Genomic DNA, 19300 nt, shown 5'->3' on the forward strand with positions numbered 1-19300 from the left:
TAATAATAAAAACCATGATTTTACCTAAAATGCAACTTACCGAAATCAATGGTGTAGAACTGGAAATCCTGGATACTGGATCGGGAGAACCCGTCATGTTTGTACATGGTGGTATGGGAGATGAATGCTTTGCAGTGCTTGCAGAGCCTGCCCTGGCTAACAGTTATCGTCTAATCTACCACCATCGGCGAGGGTGGGGAAAGAGTGAACTCCCCGCAGCCCCGGTCAGTATTTCGCAACAGGCGGCAGACTGTAAAGCGGTGTTGAAACATTTGGGAATTGAAAGGGCGCACGTGGTCGGTCAGTCCTCTGGCAGTGTTATTGTGTTGCAATTCGCACTGGATTCTCCCGACTACGTATATTCACTTGCCCTGTTGGAGCCGCCGTTGCCATCAGTGCTCCCCCAATTTCCCGAATTCGGTGCGGAGTTGGTAAAAGCAGCATCCCTGTATGAGTCGGGTAATAAGGCAGGCACAATAGACGCTTTCGGACAAGCGGTAGCCGGTGCTCATTACCGTGCAGCCTTTGATCAAACGTTGCCGTCTGGGTACTTTGAACGCTGGGTGGCGGATGCAGATACACAATTTCAGTTTGATATGCCAGCACTTCAAGCGTGGACGTTCACGCCGGAGGATGCAACCCATATCACCCAGCCGGTGATCAATATGAGTGGAGCTGATAGTATTCCCTATTTTCGGGAAGTTTACGCGACGATACAAAAATGGCTGCCACATGCAGAAAATTTCATTGTACCTAATGCAACTCATGCGATGCTGCAAACGAACCCAAAAGCTGTGGCCGAGCGATTAGCAAGCTTCTTCTCGAAACACCCATTGCAAGCGGGATGACATGCCGCTGATGGTTGACCTTGGAACAAGAGAACACAGCTGTTTATTTGGACAGGCGAGTCATTCGGGCCAGTATACTACACAGAGGTGAAAATAGCACCAGAGTTTAGAGCGTTTTACGTGCATCCAGAAACAAATAAATTAGTTCGTATTGAGCAGAAGGCGTTCAAAAGGGTTTGCAATAAGAAGTAAGAATCTGAGGGCTGCTGCCAACACGAGCCTGACTGCTATAGTGGAGACATTGCATAGATTGAGCAACATAATTTTAATTATCTTCAGACTATAAACCAGCCAACAGAATCACAGACTTCCGCTATGAGCAGCAAGCTCCGATCTGTTGGTGGCAAATTTGCATAGACAGTTACCATGAGCTGGAACAACATTGTGACAGACATTTTGAAAGTAGATTATCCTATTATACAAGCTCCGATGCTTGGGGTGTCTACTCCTGAAATGGCGGCTGCCGTTTCCAACGCAGGTGGACTTGGTTCACTTTCTGTTGGAGGCTTATCACCAGCGGCTACACGACAACTTATCCACAAAACCAAAAGCCTGACTGAAAAACCTTTTGCTGTTAACTTGTTTGCTCACCAAATTCCTGCCTATACGGAAGATGACCTTGAACCCATGCGGACGTTGCTTTTGCAATTGGCAAACAAAAGAGGCTACGACCTTACGGGAGCCGACTTGGCAAACTTTAGATTTTACAATCACCTTAACCAAATTGATATTTTAATTGAAGAAAAGATTTCTCTTGTTAGCTTCACTTTTGGTTGTTTAGACTCCGGAAGTATCCAGGCTTTAAAACAAAATGCCTGCACACTGATAGGAACCGCAACTTGTGTAGAGGAAGCCTTGTTTTTGCAGCAGCAAAATATTGACATGATAGTTGTTCAAGGCATTGAAGCGGGTGGACACAGAGGAACATTCTTAGAGGACATGCCACTACCGCAGGTTGGACTTTTCTCACTACTGCCACAGGTCAAAAATGCAGTACGCATACCTTGCATTGCAGCCGGCGGAATAAACAGTGCCGAGACTATCAAAGCGGCTTTTGAGTTGGGTGCCGGTGGCGTGCAGGTTGGAACAGCCTTTATCGGAACAAAAGAAAGCCAAGCCATAGCTTCCTATAAAGCCAAGCTAAACAAAGCAAAGGATACAGACACCACTCTCACAAAAGCCTTCTCCGGAAGATGGGCAAGAGGCATTCGAAATGAAATGATGCATGAAATTGAACAAGCCGGTATTCACATTCCATCCTATCCTTTGCAAAATAGCTTAACGGCGACACTCAGAAAGTTAGCACAGCAGAACAACGATAGCGAATACACCAGCTTGTGGGCTGGACAATCAGCCGGAAAAACAGGCTTGATGCATACAAAGGAAGTGTTCAGAAATTTGGTGGAACAGTACGAAGCGCTATACAGATAACCAGCTGCCAGAAATGGGCAACGCACTAAACTAAATTCATCTACATTCGCAACTGCAGACAATCACAATTTAATAAATATAAAAATGGCGAATGAAAAAAACATTCAAATAGTTCAGCAGATATATTCTGACTTCGGGAAACAGAATGTTGAAGGTGTATTAAACTCTTTGACAGATGATATTAGTTGGAATGACGCAGGTTATCCGGGTATTCCCTATTCGAAAAAACGAAACGGCAAAAAGGAAGTCATGAGTTTTTTTATGGAGCTGGGTAGCACGGTTTCATTCACTGATTTTACACCACAGGAATTTTATGCGGACAATGATGCCGTAATTGTGAAAGGTTTTTTTGAAGGTAAAGCACTTGGAACAGGAAAATCGTTTGCATCTGATTGGATGCACATTTGGAAATTTCAAGGAGATAAAATTTACAACTTTCAGGCTTTTTTTGATACAGACAAAATAATTGCAGCCATTCATTAAGTTTCTGCTTACTTGAAACGACAGGACTTCGGATGAACAGCAGAGTGTGCCGATAACATTAGCATTTGTTCTATTGTTTACCGCTAAGCTCTCTGAGCAATATCGACTGATCGTAGTTGATCTGCGTGGACATGGTCACTCCACCAATCCCCAGAACAAGTTCATACATCGGGAAGCGGCCAGTGACGTGTTCCTCTTGCTTGAATAGTTGGGGGTTGATCATTTCTCAGCTATGGGAATGAGCACTGGCGGGATGACGCTACTTCACATGGCTACGAGCCAACCAAGACGCATCGACTCAATGGTATTAATTAGTACAACTTCGTATTTCCCCGATCAGGCAAGAGCCATTATGCGCAGAGCTTCCTTTGACACCATGCCCCAGGAGGTGCGAGAAATGTATCGGGAATGCGCAAATTGAAATTGCTGTAGGCATCTACCGTTCTATACCAGATGCCGCGTTATGGATAATACCTAACGGTGACCACGTTCCAATTTATAATTCCATGGTTCCATTCACATCAACAGCCCTGCAATTCCTTGATGAGACAGACAGCAAGTTGCATTAATAGTAAAAGAAGTGCATTACTTTTAAAACGCTAAATATTTATTGTTTATCAATAATAATTTATTATAATTGTGGTAGAATTTAAAATTCTAAAAATCATTATGAAAAGAATTTCCATAATATTTCTTCAGACAGTCATCGTGCTTATCGGTATTGTAGCACTTGTCATTATGATTCGGCTTCCCTTGACCGAGGGGAGAGCTAAAGATTTAGATTTGTTCAACATTTACTCTGACCCATTCATCTTGTATGGATATGCAACATCAATCGCTTTTTTTGTTGCGTTGTATAAGGCGTTCAAATTACTTGGATACATCGGGCAAAATAAAGTATTCTCATCAAACTCTGTTGGGACTTTAAAGAGCATAAAGTATTGTGCAATCGTATTAAGTGTTTTAATTGTGATAGCAGGACTATACATAAAGATATCCCATAATAAAGAGGACGACCCTGCGGGTTTTCTTGCCATTTGTATCGTAACTACTTTTGTTTCTATCGTAGTTGCAACTGCTGCGGCAATATTTGAAAAAATCTTGCAGAATGCCATAGATATGAAATCTGAAAATGACTTAACAATTTAAGCTATGCCAATCATTGTAAACTTAGACGTAATGATGGCAAAACGAAAAATTTCTCTGAATGAACTTTCTGAAAGAGTTGATTTGACATTATCTAACCTTTCTATCTTAAAGACAGGTAAGGCGAAAGCAATTCGTTTTAGCACCTTAGAGGCAATTTGTAAAGCATTAGACTGCCAACCAGGCGACATTTTGGAATATGTAAATGAAAAAAAAAGAACAACGAGCCGCTAACAAGGTATTGGCAATAGAAAAAAACAGTTCTGAAAAAAGAGTAATTTACACCAACTATAATCCATCACGCTCTTAATTTTCAAAAAATAGAACCATATGAGAAAAATATTTTCATTTATGCATATATCGCTTGACGGTTTTGTAGCAGGACCGAACGGAGAAATGGACTGGATTAAAGTTGATGAAGAAATTTTTGATCATGTCGGTAAGCGGATAAGCGAAGGCGATACTGCATTATATGGACGAGTAACTTATCAGATGATGGAAAATTACTGGCCTACCGCAGGAGACAAGCCGACAGCGTCCAAGCACGACATTGAACATTCAAAGTGGTATAACAAAGCTCACAAAATTGTTTTATCAAAAACAATGAAAGACGCGGGTTTGCCTAACACAAAAATTATTAGCGACAACCTTTCGGACCGAATAAATGAAATCAAAAAACAGGCAGGTAATGACATCTTGCTTTTTGGTAGTCCGACAGCAACACATTCACTTATTCAACTGAACTTAATTGACGGCTACTGGCTATTTGTTAATCCAATTATTCTTGGACGAGGTATTCCATTGTTTGTAGACATCAAAGACAAAATAAAACTAAAACTATTGAATACCAGACAATTTACTAGCGGGGTAACTGAACTGAATTACACAGTGGACAGACAATAACAACGAACCGCTGACAAAGTATTGCCAAAAGCGGGGCCGACGCAATACTATTGAGCTGACAGAAGTATTTGAACATTTTCAATTCTATTGAGCGGTAGTGTTGAAATTTCCCGCCTTCGGCAATAACTAAACCGTTGTTCGGTCATTGTAGGACGACATAACTGCTTGACAGAAAAAGAAAAATAAACCAAAATACAGACTAGAATGAAAGTAGAATGCAACGACCAAAAAACATTTCGGTTGACTGAACAGGCACATTTGTTAGGAGAATTGACTTATAAGAATTTCTTTTCTTATAAAGCTGAAATTACCTTGACCAATTCTGAACGTTATGAAATCAAACCCGTTGGTTTCTTCGGAACTAGTATTACCGTGACAAAGAACGAAACGGAAATCACTGATTTAAAAATGAATTGGAAAGGACAAATCGTAATGACGTTTCAAGACGGACAGGAATTTGTATTTAAAGCCAAAGGTGTATTCCGCAACAAATATGTAATTGAAAACAAAGAGGAGGAAGAACTCATTCTGTTTGACCCGAAATTCAATTGGGGTCAATTTAACTACGACTACGAGATTTCGTATGACAAAAAGCCCCAAGACATTTTATTGGTTTTACTTGGTGTTTATGCTTCAAATTATTACATAGCAGTTGTGTCGGGTGCAATATGAGAAAGGTAATTGCAGCAATCAATATGACTCTTGACGGATTTTGCGACCATTCTGTCATCATCCCAGATGAAGAAATACATCAACATTACGCTGAACTGTTAGATAAAGCAGACGTTGTTCTATATGGAAGGATAACATATCAGCTTATGCAATTCTGGCAAACTCTGATAAAAAATCCTTCAGGTGAAAAATCAATGGACGACTTTGCTATGGCTATAGACAAAATTCAAAAAATTGTCTTTTCGCATAAGCTAAAAAATACGGAATGGGACAGCGCAAAACTGTCAAATCAACCTATTGAAGAAATGGTTATAGAATTAAAGCAACAACCAGGCAGGGACATTTTAGTTGGCAGTCGGAGTTTAATTATACAGCTAATGGAACTTAATTTGATTGATGAATTCCAACTTTGTGTTCACCCTGTCGTTGCAGGAAGCGGTTTGCCATTATTTGAAAATATGAAAGACAGGACTATTTTTAAACTCATAAAGACTAAAACCTTTAGTGGTGGTGCAGTAACGCTTTACTATGAACCGACAAATAAAAAAACAACGAACCGCTAACATCTTATTGGCAATAGTGGGGCAGACTACACCGTTGTAGGTGTTCTGTAATATAGAGAAATAGAAAGGCAACGTTCCAGGGACGTAATGACAGTGATTTGCTCTGAAAAGAAAAACAAGTGCGAAGAATGACAATGAAGAGAGGATGTGCTTAATTTTAGAGCAGTAATCCGATGCTACCGGCCACCTGTTGGCGGTAGCGGATTTTAGCATCATTATAAACTTAAAAAAATAAAATAATGCAAGCACAATTAATCACTTATCAATTAAAGGATATCTCTCAAGCGGAATATCTTAAGCAAATGGTAGAACCAGATGCACCAATTTTAGCGGAAGTAAAAGGTCTTATTTCAAAAGTTTGGTTGGCAGACGAAGAAAAAAATACTTTTGGCGGCTTCTATTTATGGGAAAACAAAACCGCAATGGAAGACTTTATGCATTCTGATCTAGTAAAAGCAATTGTAAGCCGACCGTTCGTAAAGAATGTTTCTTCGGTTGACTATGAAGTAAATCAAAATGCTTCATTAATTACTCGGGGAATCAAATAGGAAGTAGATTTTCTATTGTGTTGACAGAAGCACAGTTCGCCCCATTGTTGTTGGTGAAAACACCAATAACGGCTAAATAACTCAATTGAAATAATTATACGACACCCTTCGGTTTATTTAGCGTAAACCGAGCAATTAATTGATTACACTTTTTTTATCTTTATCCTGGGCTGAGGGTTCAGGGACTTTCCACATGGACGCAAAGCTCTAAAAACGTCAAGGTGTTCAAAAAGGGTGCTTTTTCAAATAACTCTATTCTTTGAGGAGCTAATTAATAATTGATTATGTATTTTTAGATTGTTAATAATATACCTTATTGCACACCGTGACTTTAGTAGTAGCTGTTGGCAACACCTTATAATTAAGATGACAGAATACAAACTCTATAAATCTAGAAGTAAAGCAGTCAAACTTCTTTTTCTTTCTTCCATTTTTGTAATTGCAGGAATCTTCTTGCTGAACCAGCCAAACACCTCGAAGGCGATGTCTTGGTTATGCATCTTGTTTTTCGGACTTGGAATTCCTATTGGTCTTTTCCAGCTATTGGACCGTAGACCACAAATCATCATCAATGAGTTGGGCATCTTTGACAGAATGGTTCACCAAGACTTTATCAACTGGGAAATCATTCATGATGCGTATTTGGTGAGCATTCACCGTCAAAAGTTCATTTGCTTGGTTGTGGATGAGCAGTTTGAACCTTCAAACGCAAAGGGCAAGTTTGGGCGAAATATGGCAAGTTTGTCAAAAGCAATAGGGTTTCAAGAGTTAAACATCAATGTGGGAAATGTTGATGTAGATGCAGAGAGGTTAATGGCGTTTATCCTTGCCATGCGGACGGCAGATAAACCAAGTAGAGAAACATTGGTGAAAAAAGCAATTCCAAGTATGGTATAGCATTGAAACCGCTAACTTGGCCACTGCTAACATGAGGTTGATAAATGCTGGGTAGAATATCTATCTTTCAGCTGTAAGCTGAAAATAAACAATAGGAGTAAGTGAAGGGACAAGATCACAGACTACCCAGCTTTCACCAACCGCCTAAAACCGTTAGGCATTATTGGAAATCTTCGCTACCTTTTACTGTTCTAGACCAAAACGTAAAACATGAAAGAAATCCTACTTGTCATAATTGTTCTGGCAACTGTAAGTTGTAGTCAGCCGAAAGTTGACTTAAAAGCAGAGGGAGAAAAGGTAATGCAATTAAGCCGGGAGTGGTCACAGATAGCTTCAACCGGTGATGTAGAAAAAACAGTTAGCTATTGGTCAGACGATGCATATATGGTCTCAGCGGCACAACCGCCGTTAAAAGGAAAACAGGCAATACGACAAATGGTCATAGACAGTTATAAAATTCCAGGATTTCGTATAAGTTGGCAACCGCAAAGCGTGGAGGTGTCAGAAAGTGGTGACATGGCCTATCTTATAGAAAACACACAAGTGTCTTTTTCTGATTCGACCGGAAAAACGGTAACGCAACATAGCAAGGCCGTTAGTATTTGGCGAAAACAAAGTGATGGCACTTGGAAAAATGTAGTAGATATTTCAACTCCTGACGCAACACAAAACCAAGAAACAACGCCTAACTGAATATTGCCAAAAGCAAGGCTGACGCAAGACTATGAGGCTGATGAACAAACTGTAAGCTATAAATCATTTTTCAACATCAGGAATGCCAAATCCGTGCCTTCGGCAATACCTGAGTTGGTGGCAATTGTCATAGGAGCCATCAATCTTTAATTTAATGTACAGTTTGCAGATTATTTATTCAATAGTACAACTGGTGTTGACAGACTGAAGCTTTTTATAAGGTACTAAACAATATCCAAAAACTTGATACTATTGTTGAGTCGTATGGTGGCCAATTTTCAATAATTGCTTGCCCCAGAGGGCTTGAACACCTTTCTAATACCCGTCATCATTTATACTGACTGGCATCATTGTACATGCATCATCATTATCGGAACTTGCTTACCTATACTTAAACGGTATGCCATGCGAGCACCCTTATTCATGCCCGCCCATGAGGTACTTCCGCAGGAAAAGCTCTTCCGTCAATCCAAATGGCAGCGGATTATTTTGCTTTTCGTTCTTGGTTATGAAGGCGCCGGAGCGTTGGTCGGCGGCAGTCTGCTGGTAGCAGCACCGGACGGTAGCTTGATGGACATGCCGGTAGCAATTATGCACGGCAGTTTTTCAGATTTCCTAATTCCAGGTATCCTCCTATTTGCATTGGGTATTCTGAACACAGCAGCCTTTTTCGCAGTGCTGCGCAAGACCCGCTTTGACTGGATTATGGCGGTTACTGCTTTATTGGGAATGCTGTTTTGGTTTTGGATCGAGATCGCTGTATTGCTGGAGCTCCACTGGTTGCACGCTATGTGGGGATTGCCAGTTGTAGTGGGAGCACTTGCTGCACTACCATTGGTTCCTTCAACATATAAACAAAAGGCTTTGCTTTCTTGCGGCATTCTGTCTTCGGTGCTCTATTTTGCTATAAACATTATTGTTCCATTGCAATGGGAGGGGTATAGTTTGGCGTCCCGAGTGCCGAGTGAGCTTTCTGCCATCGGTGCACCAACGAGAAAGTTATGGGCGATTCTTGCCACACCTTATACTTTCCTCATACTTGCTTTTGGCTGGGGTGTCTTGAAGGCTGCTGGCGAAAATCATTGGTTGCGCATTGCCGGGAAATTACTGCTTGCTTACGGTGCGCTGGGATTTCTTTGGCCCTTCGCTCCAATGCACCTTCGAGAAACACTGGCCGCAGGCGGAGGTACCTTCTCTGATACTTTACACAAAATTCTTGCAGCGGTTACCAATCTCATTTACCTGCTTGCATTGGGTTTTTCAGCAGCGGCGCTTGGAAAAAGGTTCCGGGTTTATTCCATTGTGACGCTTGCACTAGTTCTTGTTTTCGGTGTACTAACTTTTAAAGAAGTGTCGGGTGTTGCCAAAAATGAACCCACTCCGCTGATCGGTGTTTGGGAGCGTATAGATATTGGCCTTTTTTTGATTTGGGTTGTAGTGTTGGCCATTGTTCTCCTGCAGGAGCAAAGGAATAAGAAAACTTATGAGCAACCAAGCAACGAAACAAGAAGTGTGAAACAGGATAAAAGCAAAACGCCAAAGTTTGTATAAACTTCCGGCACACAAAATAATGGCGTCGAAAGAAAATATGCAAAACACAAATAAACTGTTTTGTTATGAAACTCTTTGTGGAAATCCTGATTATTTTTCTCGCATCGGTCAATTTACTGATAACGAGGTTTGCTTTAGTGAGGCTAAGACAGCCCACTACAGTCCCTCTCTGGCTAATAAAGGTTTTTACATCTGCTCTTTCGCCATTGTTGTTTGCTTTTAGCCTATTTGTCAGCGCTATCGGCTTAGTCTTCTATTCAACACCAGTGATTATCATCAGCGGTTGCAGTGTCTTTCTTTATTTAATTCACATTGTTCAAACGACAAGAGCGCCGGATGTTTCTACGGGTTTGAAAAATATGTTTGATGACAACAGTGAAAGCCGTATGGAGCCGGAAAGAAAATCTTTATTACTTTCCAAACGTTACGTACTGTGGCTTCCGAAGTCTCCTGAACCCATATTTGAACAGGATATTCCATTCTATACCATTCCTGGTAAAGACCGCAGTTTGTTGTGCGATATATGGCAACCGCCAAAAAACATAAAACATTCGGGGCTTGCTTTTATTTACCTGCATGGCAGTGCATGGACCATGTTAGATAAAGATTATGGAACAAGAACTTTTTTCAGGCACCTGGCGTCGGAGGGGCATGTGATCATGGATGTGGCATACAGGCTTTTCCCGGAGGCTGATTTTATGGGTATGGTGCATGATACCAAGCATGCTATTGCGTGGATGAAAGCCAATGCTGCAACTTATGGTATAAACCCGGAGAGAATTATAATTGGTGGAGGCTCTGCCGGCGCCCATCTTGCTATGCTTGCTGCTTATACCGCTACCAGCAAGCTACTCACGCCAGTGGATTTACAACAGGTTGATCTTCGTGTTCATGGCGTGATATCATTATATGGACAAAGTGATCTAGTTGCTACTTATTATCATACCTGTCAGCATTTGACTACACATTCGGCACTTAGCAAAAAGAATAAATCAGGCGGCATGCCATCATGGATCCAGAAAAGGATGGGAAAAGATTTTCATCGTCTTGGGTTTGATAAGGATGCAGAAGCAGGTATGTTAACACCAATGCTTGGTGGAACTCCTGATGAGAAGCCCGAAGCTTACTCTTTGTTTTCTCCAATCACCTATGTACACCAAGATTGTCCGGCAACCCTGATTATTCATGGCAAACAGGATATACTGGCTCCTGTGAAAGCAATCCGCCAATTGCATTCATGTTTGAAGGAAGTAGGTGTACCTGTTGCAATGCATCTTATACCACAAACTGATCATGGTTTTGACAACATCCTGCCCAAAATATCTCCGGCAGCACATAATGCCATTTATGATGTAGAACGCTTTCTGGCTATCATGGCTATAAGAGAACCAGTTGTTTCTCGAATACCCAAGATTTTATCACATCCCTTCTGCTATTAATAGTACATTAAATTTATGACCGTCAGGATCAGCAAAGGCAAAACCATAATGATTGGTTTCGTCTCTGCCCACTTCGTGAAAAATAGTGCCGCCGGCGTTTTTAACCTTCTCTGCCCATTCTTTCACTTCCGCCTCTGTTTCTGCAGAAAGTGTGAATATAATTTCGCTGGTAGTTTTTGACCCGGATGTTAAATATTCATCTATCTGTGAACCCTGTTCAAAAAAATGAATCACAAAATCATCTTCACCAAAAAGAAAACTAGCTAGTTGAGGATCGTTGTTTGGCTTATTGGGAGTAAAACCCAGTTGTGTGTAGAACTGATTGGTGCGCTTTGCATCTTTTACACTAAAATTAGCCCATATTTTTTTCGCTTTCATATTGTTGAATTTTGAGTCAATATGCAGTAAACATGCCAATGTAGTATATCAGTTTGATGTTTTGAGCAGGTGCCGTTTTTGGGGACTTAATAACTCAAATTTGATAGACGCATTCGAAATTGATAAAAAAATTTTGGGGGCATTAATTTTTCAAGACAAGGACTTTGTATTTAAGAAACTTTTAGTTGCAACATTTTAATGAAACATGAATACACAACGAATACGGCTTAGTAGCTTACGAGCCACCTTCACAATAGCGGCCTTGCCATTCTTTCCTCTTTTGAGCTGTTCACTATAGTACAGGGCCAGAGACCGGTAGTGTATTACTGGCTGCTGGTCTTCTTATTTTTTGTTTCTTGGATCATCTGCAGGGTTGCTATACTTTATGGCAAATGGTCCCATGCCATGAACCTGTACGATTGTCCTTCCTTTGGTAAAGGCATAATGTGTAAACTCAGCGGGCATCACGGCAAACCCTCCCGGCTTGAGCTCCATAGCTGTAGCCGTATTCATCGTTGTTCCTGTACCCATATAAAAGTTACCTTCTACCACGGTTACGTGTTCAATGGTTGGATGGGTATGTGGCGGAATACGGTAGTTGGCCGGCATCAGTAACCGAAGCGCAAAAGGTCCGTTTTGTGCAGGATCACCTTCCAGCACTGCCAACTGCGCGCCAGCAGGAAGAAAAGGGGGTGCCGTCATCCACTTAAGGCTTGTCTCATTTACCATAATGTGTCCACTATGCATAGCAGTATCCGAATGGCTCTGCTGAGTTGTGGCCTTCATGCTGGCAAGAACAAGCAGACTCAACAGGAGTATTTTAGAAGTGATGCGGATCATAATATTTGATTTTAATGGTGAATAAGTAACAGGGATTATCCTAATTCCTTTCGGGAAAGATTATGCCTCCCACTATTTCAGCCATTGTTGCCCGTATCTGCTTTGTACTTATATCCATGCAGTAGCATCCAGGAAGGAATCAGTACAAAGCTAAATAATAATACTTATTAAAGATATGACAGGCGGCAGTTCCAGAAACCTATGGATAGCAAGAAACATTACGTTTAGCTGGGGTACAGGCCAGCGGCGAAAGGAACCATATTTTTATACTAAACACTATCTTTAAGCTATTAACCATGATTCAGCAGCAATGCAAAGGTTGAGGACAGTAACTCAGACTTTCTTGCCATCGCAAAGCTGCGAGAAACGTTGGCGGTAATTGTAAAATGACTTCATGAATATTAAGAGTTTTGGGAAGGACATACTAAAAGCTTTCATCATAGCATTTCTTGTTTTATTTCCTCATGTTGTTCCGCTGCCGTTTTATTCTTATGCTATTGTTTGTTTGGCTGTTATCGTTATTTATTTACGCAGACAAAAGAAGACGTTACCAGACCTAGGGCTTAAACGTAACGGCTTAACTACTCATACTTTTGTTATAGGAATTTTATCAGCTTTATTTTGGATTGCTTTTAATAAATGGGTTTATCATCCGTTCATAACTCATTTTTTTATTATAGAGCCCTATACGGAATACGATTTCATTAGAAAGAAATTATCAAACTTAATTATCACACTTATTGCAGCCTGGATAATTGGTGGCTTCTACGAGGAAATAGTTTTTCGTGGGTTTATTCAGACAATAATTCGTGGATGGTTTATCAAATCGAGACATTCATTTTGGCTAGCCGGATTTTTGACAAGTAGTTTGTTTGGAGTATATCATTGGCAACAAGGAATTTTTGGTATTATTTCTTCTGCTCTCGGAGGTTTGTTTTGGACATTTTTGTTATGGCGTTACAAAGGAAATTTATGGTATCCCATTATTTCACATGCGGTTTATGACACCATTGCCTTGACGATGATTTACTTTGGAATAGCGATTTAGAGATTCTTATGAAGAACAACTACCGACTCGTTAGATGTTATTTTGACTGACTGCAGTCCTTACAACAAACAACAAAGAATGAAATGAAAAGATATTTAATACTTACTTTTCTAATTGCAGCAACTAATATTGTTTTTGGGCAAATACCTATTGACAGTATAAAAGCGATCATTAAACAGGAGGTCGCCAACAAAAGAAGTAAGAGTATTATCGTTGGAATTGTAGATGCCAATGGCAGACAAATATTTGCTGAAGGTAAATTAAGTGATAGAAATCCTACTCTGCCAGATGGCAATACAATTTATGAAATTGGGTCCATTACAAAAGTGTTCACGTCGTTGTTATTGGCAGATATGAGTTTAAAACAACAATTAAATCTTAATGATCCTATTTCAAAATTTCTTCCAAAAACTGTAAAAACACCTATAAGAAACGGAAAAGAAATTTCGTTGCTTAGCTTATCAACCCATAGGTCAGGAATGCCTCGTTTTCCCTACAATGTTGACCCCAAAAATTTAGATAATCCATATGCTGATTATACGGTAAGTCAGTTGTATGAATACACATCAAATTTTAAACCTGATTTTGACATTGACTCAAAGTGGAGATATTCGAACATTGGTTATGGACTATTAGGCAATATATTAGCCACAGTCGCGCAAAAGAATTTTGAGACATTAGTAAAGCAAGAAATTTGCAAGCCGTTAAACATGAATAGTACTGTTATTTCATTAACAGCAAAACTGAAATCAAATATAGCTTTAGGACACACTGAATTTGGGGAACCTACAGTCTTTACGGATTTACCCGCATTAGAAGGAGCGGGTGCTTTGCGTTCCAACGTAAATGATTTACTCACTTTTGCGGAAGCCAATTTGGGACTCGTTAAAACAGACTTGCTTCCTGCAATGGAATTGACCCATATTCTACAAGCAAAAAAAGATGGGAATGATACCTATACTACAATGGGTTGGACGCTTTCGAATGATGATGGAAAGTATCATCTCTTCAAGGATGGTGGAACAGCCGGATACCGCACTTTTTTAGGGATAGACAAAAAAAATAAAATTGGAGTAATTGTTTTGTCTAACTCAAACAATTCTGTAACAGATATTGGTTGGCATATCTTGGATCCCACTCATAAAGTTGAGCCATATAAGTATCCATGGGCTTTATTAGATACACTTAGAACAACCATTCAAACCACTGGAGTTGATGTTGCCATTGAACTGTATCAGCAGCTCAAAGCATCAAAAAATGCATCATTCATTTTTAATGAAAATCAGCTCAATTATTTAGGGGATGAATTGAGAAGACATAAAAGAATAAAAGAAGCCATAAAAATCTACGAACTGAATTTAAAGGAGTATCCGAAGTCCACGCTTGTTTACGAAAGTTTAGGAGAAACCTACAAACGGAATAAGAATAAAAAACTGGCTATTAAATATTTTGAAAAGGCATTTGAACTAGATTCGCAGAATCCTCATTGGACTTACATACTTGAAAAACTTAAAAGTGGTTGATAGGAAGAAAAACAACCGCAAACAAGCAATTTTGAGAAAGCAGGGGGCTATTGTACTACATTTAACTTATAAATTACGATTCAGCAGCAATGCAATTGTTAAGGGATAGTAACCCAGACTTTCCTGCCTTCTCAAAGCTGCAAGAAACGTTGGCAGCCATACTAACATCCTAATGGAAATGTTCTCAACACAACTTATTCTTCATTTTTAAAAAATCACAACATGCTACAAATCAAAACCAACATTCGCTTTCTGGTATTGGTTTCAATCTTGTTTTTGATTAGCTGTAACCAATCTGCAACCACTTCAGAAAATAGTGATAAAGACACAACTCAAGTTGTCGCAACCGGAGATACCACTTCCATGCCTGCATACGACCTGGCGCTAGATCCATTAACAGTGGCGGGGGCAAATGCCAAACTACTGCAAGACTCGCTGGGCATAAAAATGTTCGAATCGTGGGTAAAACCCGGAGAACTCGCGCCGCTGCATAGACACCCCGATCATGCCATCTATGTATTGCAGGGAGGTAAAGTGATGCTTTATTCAAAAGATATTCCCGGTGCCGAAAAGGGTATTCCGGCGGAGTTTAAAACAGGTGAAGGGTTTGTAAATGGTCCAATAACTGACTCTGCCCGAAATATCGGTAATACCACTATAAAATTACTGGAGGTTGATGTTTACAGACCACGGAACAAATAAGCACTCATGTATTGTTAATAGGAGGTATAGACACCGTTAAATTCCAGTTTGCACGGTTGCTAACATTGCATTGGCAATAGGGCGGGGCGACTCCAGAACAGTCTATAACATATCGCTACTCAGCTTTGGTTTCGACTAACGAATAACACCGGCTTAAGAATAAACAATAAGCTTTCGTAAATTAACTCAACATCGGTTCCGTGCTGGACGAGCAATGAATAACGTCTCATCGCCAATGCGGAGCCGTCAGCGGTCAGGCTGAGAAGAATCCAAAGAATTTCAGACAAAAGATGAGAAATGTTTAAAAAATTAATAGATAATAAAAAGTTGGGCGGAGTTAACTGTATTATTTGGAAAGATGGACAAGTTATATATCAAGCAAGTCACGGGTACAAGAATTTGGAGACATATGAATTAATGACCATTGATACGATTTTTAGAATTGCTTCCATGACAAAACCAATTACCTCAGTACTCGCAATGATGTTGTATGAAGAGGAGAAATTAAACCTGGACGATCCGATAACTAAATGGTTTCCTCAATTTAGGAATATGAAAGTCCAAAAAAATGAGCCTGGGGAATACGAAGACGCAAACCGACTCATTACTATACTTGATTTACTAACACACAGGGCAGGTTTTACTTACAGTGGATTTCAGAAAGGAAAACTTAGAGATGACTACATTAAGTTTTTAGGAGGCGACATTGACTCAGAACTTACAATTGATCAATGGATAAATGGATTGGCAAGTTTACCCCTGGTAAGTCAGCCGGGTGAAATATTCAATTACGGCAAGGCTACTGATTTATTGGGTATTCTCATTTCAAGGATAGAAGGAAAATCACTGGGCAAAGTAATGGAAGAAAAGATATTCATTCCATTAGCGATGAGGGATACCTTTTTTGATGTTCCAAATAACAAAAAAAATAGATGTGCCTCAAATATGGGTTATGACGAATCAGGTAATTTAGTAAATCTTGAAACCGTTCCATCAAAAATGGCTTTCAAAGAACGCCCCAGCAATTTAGAATTTGAATCAGGCAGTGGAGGACTTTGGTCAACCATAGGCGACTATTTAAAATTTGCAATACTTTTTGTAGAAAATGGAAGTTCAAATGGTATTCAAATTTTAAAACAGGAAACCATTGACTTAATGTGTACTAATCAGTTGACCCCTTCTCAAAGAGAACATTCAAAATTAATGGGTGCACCAATCTTTAGAGACTATTATGGCTTTGGCTTGGGGCTTGCGGTGGTAGTGAAAGAAAGCCAATATGGATCAATTCCCTGTGCGGGCTCAATTGGCACAGTTGGCTGGCCAGGCGCATATGGTGGTTGGTGGTCAGCGGACCGAGCAAAAAAAACTATTTCCATATTCTTAACACACAGCATGACAGAACCAGAACAACTTGCACAAGGTATTGGATTTGAATTATACGAAGCAATTGATATTTTTTCAAATTATAGCAAAGAGAATACTTAACTGATAGTTCAAACAAACGAACAAACTAATTAAACGAATATGTCAATAACAAGGAGCCCAACCCGCTAACATCGGTTTGGCAATGGTGGGGCAGACAGTTGTAAATTCAACATTTGTAACAAAAGCAATATTGAAGAAGCTTTTAAAGAATACATTAAAAGGGGAGGTGAAATAATATGAGAAAAATAATTGTTTTATCAATGATCACATTGGATGGAGTCATGCAGGCGCCCGGTGGACCTAAGGAAGATACATCGGGCGGTTTCAAATATGGCGGTTGGGTGGCACCGTATTCTGACGAAGTTTATGGTAAGGTGGTGCAAAAAGAGCTGAAACCTGCAAATTATCTTTTGGGCAGAAAAACATTTGAGATTTGGGCCGACTACTGGCCTGAACATGGAGACTCTTGGCCGGGTATTAATGAAGGCACAAAATACGTGTTTTCCAAAAGCATGAAAAAGTCGGACCCGAAAGTTACCGGGTGGAAAAACTCAGTAGTAATAAAAAACCTGGCAGATATCAAAAAGCTCAAAAATTCAAAAGGCTCTGACATTCAAGTTTGGGGTAGCGGTGAGCTCGTTCAGCTGCTACTTAAGAATGACCTTGTAGACGAACTCAGACTCAAAATTCACCCCTTGACTTTAGGTAAGGGAAAAAAGCTTTTTGACAATGGAACGATTCCGGCAGCATTTACATTAATAGAGAGTATTGTTACACCAAGTGGAGTTATTATTGCCAATTACAAGCGAGCTGGAAAAGTTAAGACAGGTACTGTTGGAGCTTAAGAAGAAATAAAATGAGAAAAAATAATTGTTTCATTAGGGGGAGATGGAGGCCGAACCACGATTGCATTACCGACGTTTTAAAGAGGCTACTTAAAGGTTAATGTTTTCCATAGGACTCCTATTCACTTATCTTCTTATTTATTTTTTGTGTTGGGATGAAAGGTTTGCCATGAATGCCAAAACTCCTGCGAGGCTTGAACCGGCTGCAGCCGGTTTCCCTTCATCATACCAGATAAACAAACGCCGTTCATATCCCAGGTTGAACCGGTGTTCACATCCTTAAGCAACGGCATGTTTCCTTGCTTTTGAAATTGGAGCATGGAACCGTTGACATTCCGGTTCCAAACATGAAAAGAAGCGGTGTCGATTTCCAGTGCAATGAGCAAGGGCAAGCCGGGAAGCGAATCCTGAATCATTTGTTTGGAAACAAGCTCGTTCCAGTCATAGGCTTTGGCTTCCTTCCCGAAGGCAACACCAATAACCCAGGATTTCGGTTGCCAAGAATGAACGTCACGTTTTTCCAGGTTGCTCTTGATGGTTCCTTTATCAAAGTCTGCAAGGTCTTTATATGCTTTGGTGAACGACGTATCCGGCTGAAGCACCGTTGATGTTGGATGTTGGCGCAGCCAGGCTGACAAGGTCATTTGTTGCGAGGGGAGTTCCTTCAGTGTTTGCCCTTTCAAAGGACCAGCAATGGCTTCACCGGAAACTTGTCGCCACCAGCTATTCGTTGATGCGTCTTCAAACATGGCATTGAAATGATCCATGCCTACGAGGCGGAAGGTTTCGTTCTTACCATTCACCATAGGACTGAACACCCGGCCAGTGCGACAAACCGTACAATACGTCACCATTACAGGCATGCCACCAACGGTATCCCTAACCTGATGATGATAGCCGATCAATTGCAAGGGGTACGCTTTTGCCTCTCCGTTAATTTCCACACCCAACACCAGTTTGTCTTCTTTAACCTTATTTGTCTTTGCCGAAGAAAAACTTTTAATGCGGGGCTGGTAAAACATTTTCTCTGCCAAAAAGCGGAAGTTGAAAAAATAAAAAACAAGGCCGTATAACAAAAGCACAAATCCCAGGAGCACCCTCCGCTTTCGCTGGCGAAACACAAGAATTGCAGGATAAGCAATAACGGCAAGAAGTACTAAGCGGAGCCACAAAATGTTTTGGTCGAGCCAATAGGCAATAGTGATCGTGTTGCTTTGCTGGCTGCCAGGAAAGGGCATAATAAAATATACGCGCAGGATCTCTGCTGCAAGCAATAGCAACAAGCCAAGGGGTAAAACAAATGTTTTCATTTAGTGATTGATTTGTGTGCCTTGCATAAAAACTTTCAGCAAGATAGGAATTACT

23 protein-coding genes are annotated in these 19300 nt (G+C 40.4%); 20 read left to right on the forward strand and 3 right to left on the reverse strand.

Features of this window, described 5'->3' with window-relative positions:
• Positions 1–14 precede the first annotated feature (14 nt).
• The 15 genes from OCK74_RS19755 (at position 15) to OCK74_RS19820 (ending at position 11174) form a co-directional block, all read left to right on the forward strand.
• Positions 15–848, forward strand: a complete 834-nt coding sequence (locus OCK74_RS19755; RefSeq protein WP_279298809.1) for an alpha/beta fold hydrolase — start codon at positions 15–17, stop codon at positions 846–848.
• 366 nt (positions 849–1214) lie between these two features.
• On the forward strand, positions 1215–2279 hold the full coding sequence (locus tag OCK74_RS19760; protein WP_279298810.1) for an NAD(P)H-dependent flavin oxidoreductase: 1065 nt from the start codon (positions 1215–1217) through the stop codon (positions 2277–2279).
• Between the two features lie 84 nt (positions 2280–2363).
• Entirely contained in the window at positions 2364–2762 is a 399-nt protein-coding gene (locus OCK74_RS19765) for a nuclear transport factor 2 family protein (protein ID WP_279298811.1), read from the forward strand.
• A 46-nt stretch (positions 2763–2808) separates the two neighbouring features.
• Complete coding sequence (locus OCK74_RS19770; protein ID WP_279298812.1) at positions 2809–2970, forward strand: alpha/beta fold hydrolase; 162 nt, start codon at positions 2809–2811, stop codon at positions 2968–2970.
• Positions 2971–3183, forward strand: coding sequence for an alpha/beta fold hydrolase (locus OCK74_RS28010; RefSeq protein ID WP_423803169.1), 213 nt, complete (start codon positions 2971–2973; stop codon positions 3181–3183). It abuts the gene before it with no gap.
• A 248-nt stretch (positions 3184–3431) separates the two neighbouring features.
• Positions 3432–3911: a DUF2975 domain-containing protein gene (locus OCK74_RS19775; protein WP_279298813.1), complete on the forward strand. Its 480-nt coding sequence runs from the start codon at positions 3432–3434 to the stop codon at positions 3909–3911.
• 30 nt (positions 3912–3941) lie between these two features.
• Entirely contained in the window at positions 3942–4142 is a 201-nt protein-coding gene (locus OCK74_RS19780; protein ID WP_279298814.1) for a helix-turn-helix domain-containing protein, read from the forward strand.
• A gap of 96 nt (positions 4143–4238) precedes the next feature.
• Positions 4239–4811, forward strand: coding sequence for a dihydrofolate reductase family protein (locus OCK74_RS19785; protein ID WP_279298815.1), 573 nt, complete (start codon positions 4239–4241; stop codon positions 4809–4811).
• Between the two features lie 204 nt (positions 4812–5015).
• Positions 5016–5483 carry a hypothetical protein gene (locus tag OCK74_RS19790; protein WP_279298816.1) on the forward strand — a complete coding sequence of 156 codons (468 nt, stop codon included), beginning with the start codon at positions 5016–5018 and terminating at the stop codon, positions 5481–5483.
• Entirely contained in the window at positions 5480–6046 is a 567-nt protein-coding gene (locus OCK74_RS19795) for a dihydrofolate reductase family protein (protein ID WP_279298817.1), read from the forward strand. Before OCK74_RS19790 ends, OCK74_RS19795 begins: the two co-directional genes overlap by 4 nt.
• A gap of 239 nt (positions 6047–6285) precedes the next feature.
• Positions 6286–6594, forward strand: coding sequence for a YdhR family protein (locus OCK74_RS19800; protein ID WP_279298818.1), 309 nt, complete (start codon positions 6286–6288; stop codon positions 6592–6594).
• 366 nt (positions 6595–6960) lie between these two features.
• Positions 6961–7491, forward strand: a complete 531-nt coding sequence (locus tag OCK74_RS19805) for an STM3941 family protein (RefSeq protein ID WP_279298819.1) — start codon at positions 6961–6963, stop codon at positions 7489–7491.
• A gap of 210 nt (positions 7492–7701) precedes the next feature.
• Positions 7702–8184, forward strand: coding sequence for a YybH family protein (locus tag OCK74_RS19810; RefSeq protein WP_279298820.1), 483 nt, complete (start codon positions 7702–7704; stop codon positions 8182–8184).
• Between the two features lie 405 nt (positions 8185–8589).
• Complete coding sequence (locus tag OCK74_RS19815) at positions 8590–9735, forward strand: DUF998 domain-containing protein (protein ID WP_279298821.1); 1146 nt, start codon at positions 8590–8592, stop codon at positions 9733–9735.
• Positions 9736–9800: 65 nt separating this feature from the next.
• Positions 9801–11174 (forward strand): alpha/beta hydrolase fold domain-containing protein, encoded by a 1374-nt coding sequence (locus tag OCK74_RS19820; protein ID WP_279298822.1) that lies wholly within the window; start codon positions 9801–9803, stop codon positions 11172–11174.
• On the opposite strand, the gene OCK74_RS19825 is transcribed toward OCK74_RS19820, so the two are convergent.
• Together OCK74_RS19825 and OCK74_RS19830 are read right to left on the reverse strand one after the other, a co-directional pair.
• Positions 11154–11552 (reverse strand): VOC family protein, encoded by a 399-nt coding sequence (locus OCK74_RS19825; RefSeq protein ID WP_279298823.1) that lies wholly within the window; start codon positions 11550–11552, stop codon positions 11154–11156. The genes OCK74_RS19820 and OCK74_RS19825 overlap by 21 nt on opposite strands.
• Positions 11553–11894: 342 nt before the next feature.
• The gene (locus OCK74_RS19830) at positions 11895–12392 is read right to left on the reverse strand and encodes a cupin domain-containing protein (RefSeq protein ID WP_279298824.1); all 498 of its coding nucleotides are present in this window, start codon (positions 12390–12392) and stop codon (positions 11895–11897) included.
• Between the two features lie 394 nt (positions 12393–12786).
• Between OCK74_RS19830 and OCK74_RS19835 the strand changes: the two genes are divergently transcribed.
• From OCK74_RS19835 to OCK74_RS19855, 5 genes are all read left to right on the forward strand, one after another.
• Positions 12787–13440 carry a CPBP family intramembrane glutamic endopeptidase gene (locus tag OCK74_RS19835; protein ID WP_279298825.1) on the forward strand — a complete coding sequence of 218 codons (654 nt, stop codon included), beginning with the start codon at positions 12787–12789 and terminating at the stop codon, positions 13438–13440.
• 83 nt (positions 13441–13523) lie between these two features.
• Entirely contained in the window at positions 13524–14963 is a 1440-nt protein-coding gene (locus tag OCK74_RS19840) for a beta-lactamase family protein (RefSeq protein WP_279298826.1), read from the forward strand.
• 222 nt (positions 14964–15185) lie between these two features.
• Entirely contained in the window at positions 15186–15665 is a 480-nt protein-coding gene (locus OCK74_RS19845) for a cupin domain-containing protein (RefSeq protein ID WP_279298827.1), read from the forward strand.
• A gap of 297 nt (positions 15666–15962) precedes the next feature.
• The gene (locus OCK74_RS19850) at positions 15963–17150 is read left to right on the forward strand and encodes a serine hydrolase domain-containing protein (RefSeq protein WP_279298828.1); all 1188 of its coding nucleotides are present in this window, start codon (positions 15963–15965) and stop codon (positions 17148–17150) included.
• Positions 17151–17326: 176 nt separating this feature from the next.
• Positions 17327–17935 (forward strand): dihydrofolate reductase family protein, encoded by a 609-nt coding sequence (locus OCK74_RS19855; protein ID WP_279298829.1) that lies wholly within the window; start codon positions 17327–17329, stop codon positions 17933–17935.
• A 134-nt stretch (positions 17936–18069) separates the two neighbouring features.
• Here OCK74_RS19855 and OCK74_RS19860 read toward each other — a convergent pair whose 3' ends face one another.
• Entirely contained in the window at positions 18070–19245 is a 1176-nt protein-coding gene (locus OCK74_RS19860; protein ID WP_279298830.1) for a DUF3179 domain-containing (seleno)protein, read from the reverse strand.
• Positions 19246–19300 lie beyond the last annotated feature (55 nt).

The sequence above is a fragment of the Paraflavisolibacter caeni genome (assembly GCF_025628885.1).
In the GTDB taxonomy this organism is placed as follows: Bacteria; Bacteroidota; Bacteroidia; order Chitinophagales; family Chitinophagaceae; genus Flavisolibacter; species Flavisolibacter caeni.

Bases quoted from the DNA above. Each gene is read 5' to 3' on its own strand.
- OCK74_RS19755 (WP_279298809.1), top strand. From the start codon at position 15: ATGATTTTACCTAAAATGCAACTTACCGAAATCAATGGTGTAGAACTG.
- OCK74_RS19760 (WP_279298810.1), top strand. From the start codon at position 1,215: ATGAGCTGGAACAACATTGTGACAGACATTTTGAAAGTAGATTATCCT.
- OCK74_RS19765 (WP_279298811.1), top strand. From the start codon at position 2,364: ATGGCGAATGAAAAAAACATTCAAATAGTTCAGCAGATATATTCTGAC.
- OCK74_RS19775 (WP_279298813.1), top strand. From the start codon at position 3,432: ATGAAAAGAATTTCCATAATATTTCTTCAGACAGTCATCGTGCTTATC.
- OCK74_RS19780 (WP_279298814.1), top strand. From the start codon at position 3,942: ATGATGGCAAAACGAAAAATTTCTCTGAATGAACTTTCTGAAAGAGTT.
- OCK74_RS19785 (WP_279298815.1), top strand. From the start codon at position 4,239: ATGAGAAAAATATTTTCATTTATGCATATATCGCTTGACGGTTTTGTA.
- OCK74_RS19790 (WP_279298816.1), top strand. From the start codon at position 5,016: ATGAAAGTAGAATGCAACGACCAAAAAACATTTCGGTTGACTGAACAG.
- OCK74_RS19795 (WP_279298817.1), top strand. From the start codon at position 5,480: ATGAGAAAGGTAATTGCAGCAATCAATATGACTCTTGACGGATTTTGC.
- OCK74_RS19800 (WP_279298818.1), top strand. From the start codon at position 6,286: ATGCAAGCACAATTAATCACTTATCAATTAAAGGATATCTCTCAAGCG.
- OCK74_RS19805 (WP_279298819.1), top strand. From the start codon at position 6,961: ATGACAGAATACAAACTCTATAAATCTAGAAGTAAAGCAGTCAAACTT.
- OCK74_RS19810 (WP_279298820.1), top strand. From the start codon at position 7,702: ATGAAAGAAATCCTACTTGTCATAATTGTTCTGGCAACTGTAAGTTGT.
- OCK74_RS19815 (WP_279298821.1), top strand. From the start codon at position 8,590: ATGCGAGCACCCTTATTCATGCCCGCCCATGAGGTACTTCCGCAGGAA.
- OCK74_RS19820 (WP_279298822.1), top strand. From the start codon at position 9,801: ATGAAACTCTTTGTGGAAATCCTGATTATTTTTCTCGCATCGGTCAAT.
- OCK74_RS19825 (WP_279298823.1), bottom strand. From the start codon at position 11,552: ATGAAAGCGAAAAAAATATGGGCTAATTTTAGTGTAAAAGATGCAAAG.
- OCK74_RS19830 (WP_279298824.1), bottom strand. From the start codon at position 12,392: ATGATCCGCATCACTTCTAAAATACTCCTGTTGAGTCTGCTTGTTCTT.
- OCK74_RS19835 (WP_279298825.1), top strand. From the start codon at position 12,787: ATGAATATTAAGAGTTTTGGGAAGGACATACTAAAAGCTTTCATCATA.
- OCK74_RS19840 (WP_279298826.1), top strand. From the start codon at position 13,524: ATGAAAAGATATTTAATACTTACTTTTCTAATTGCAGCAACTAATATT.
- OCK74_RS19845 (WP_279298827.1), top strand. From the start codon at position 15,186: ATGCTACAAATCAAAACCAACATTCGCTTTCTGGTATTGGTTTCAATC.
- OCK74_RS19850 (WP_279298828.1), top strand. From the start codon at position 15,963: ATGTTTAAAAAATTAATAGATAATAAAAAGTTGGGCGGAGTTAACTGT.
- OCK74_RS19855 (WP_279298829.1), top strand. From the start codon at position 17,327: ATGAGAAAAATAATTGTTTTATCAATGATCACATTGGATGGAGTCATG.
- OCK74_RS19860 (WP_279298830.1), bottom strand. From the start codon at position 19,245: ATGAAAACATTTGTTTTACCCCTTGGCTTGTTGCTATTGCTTGCAGCA.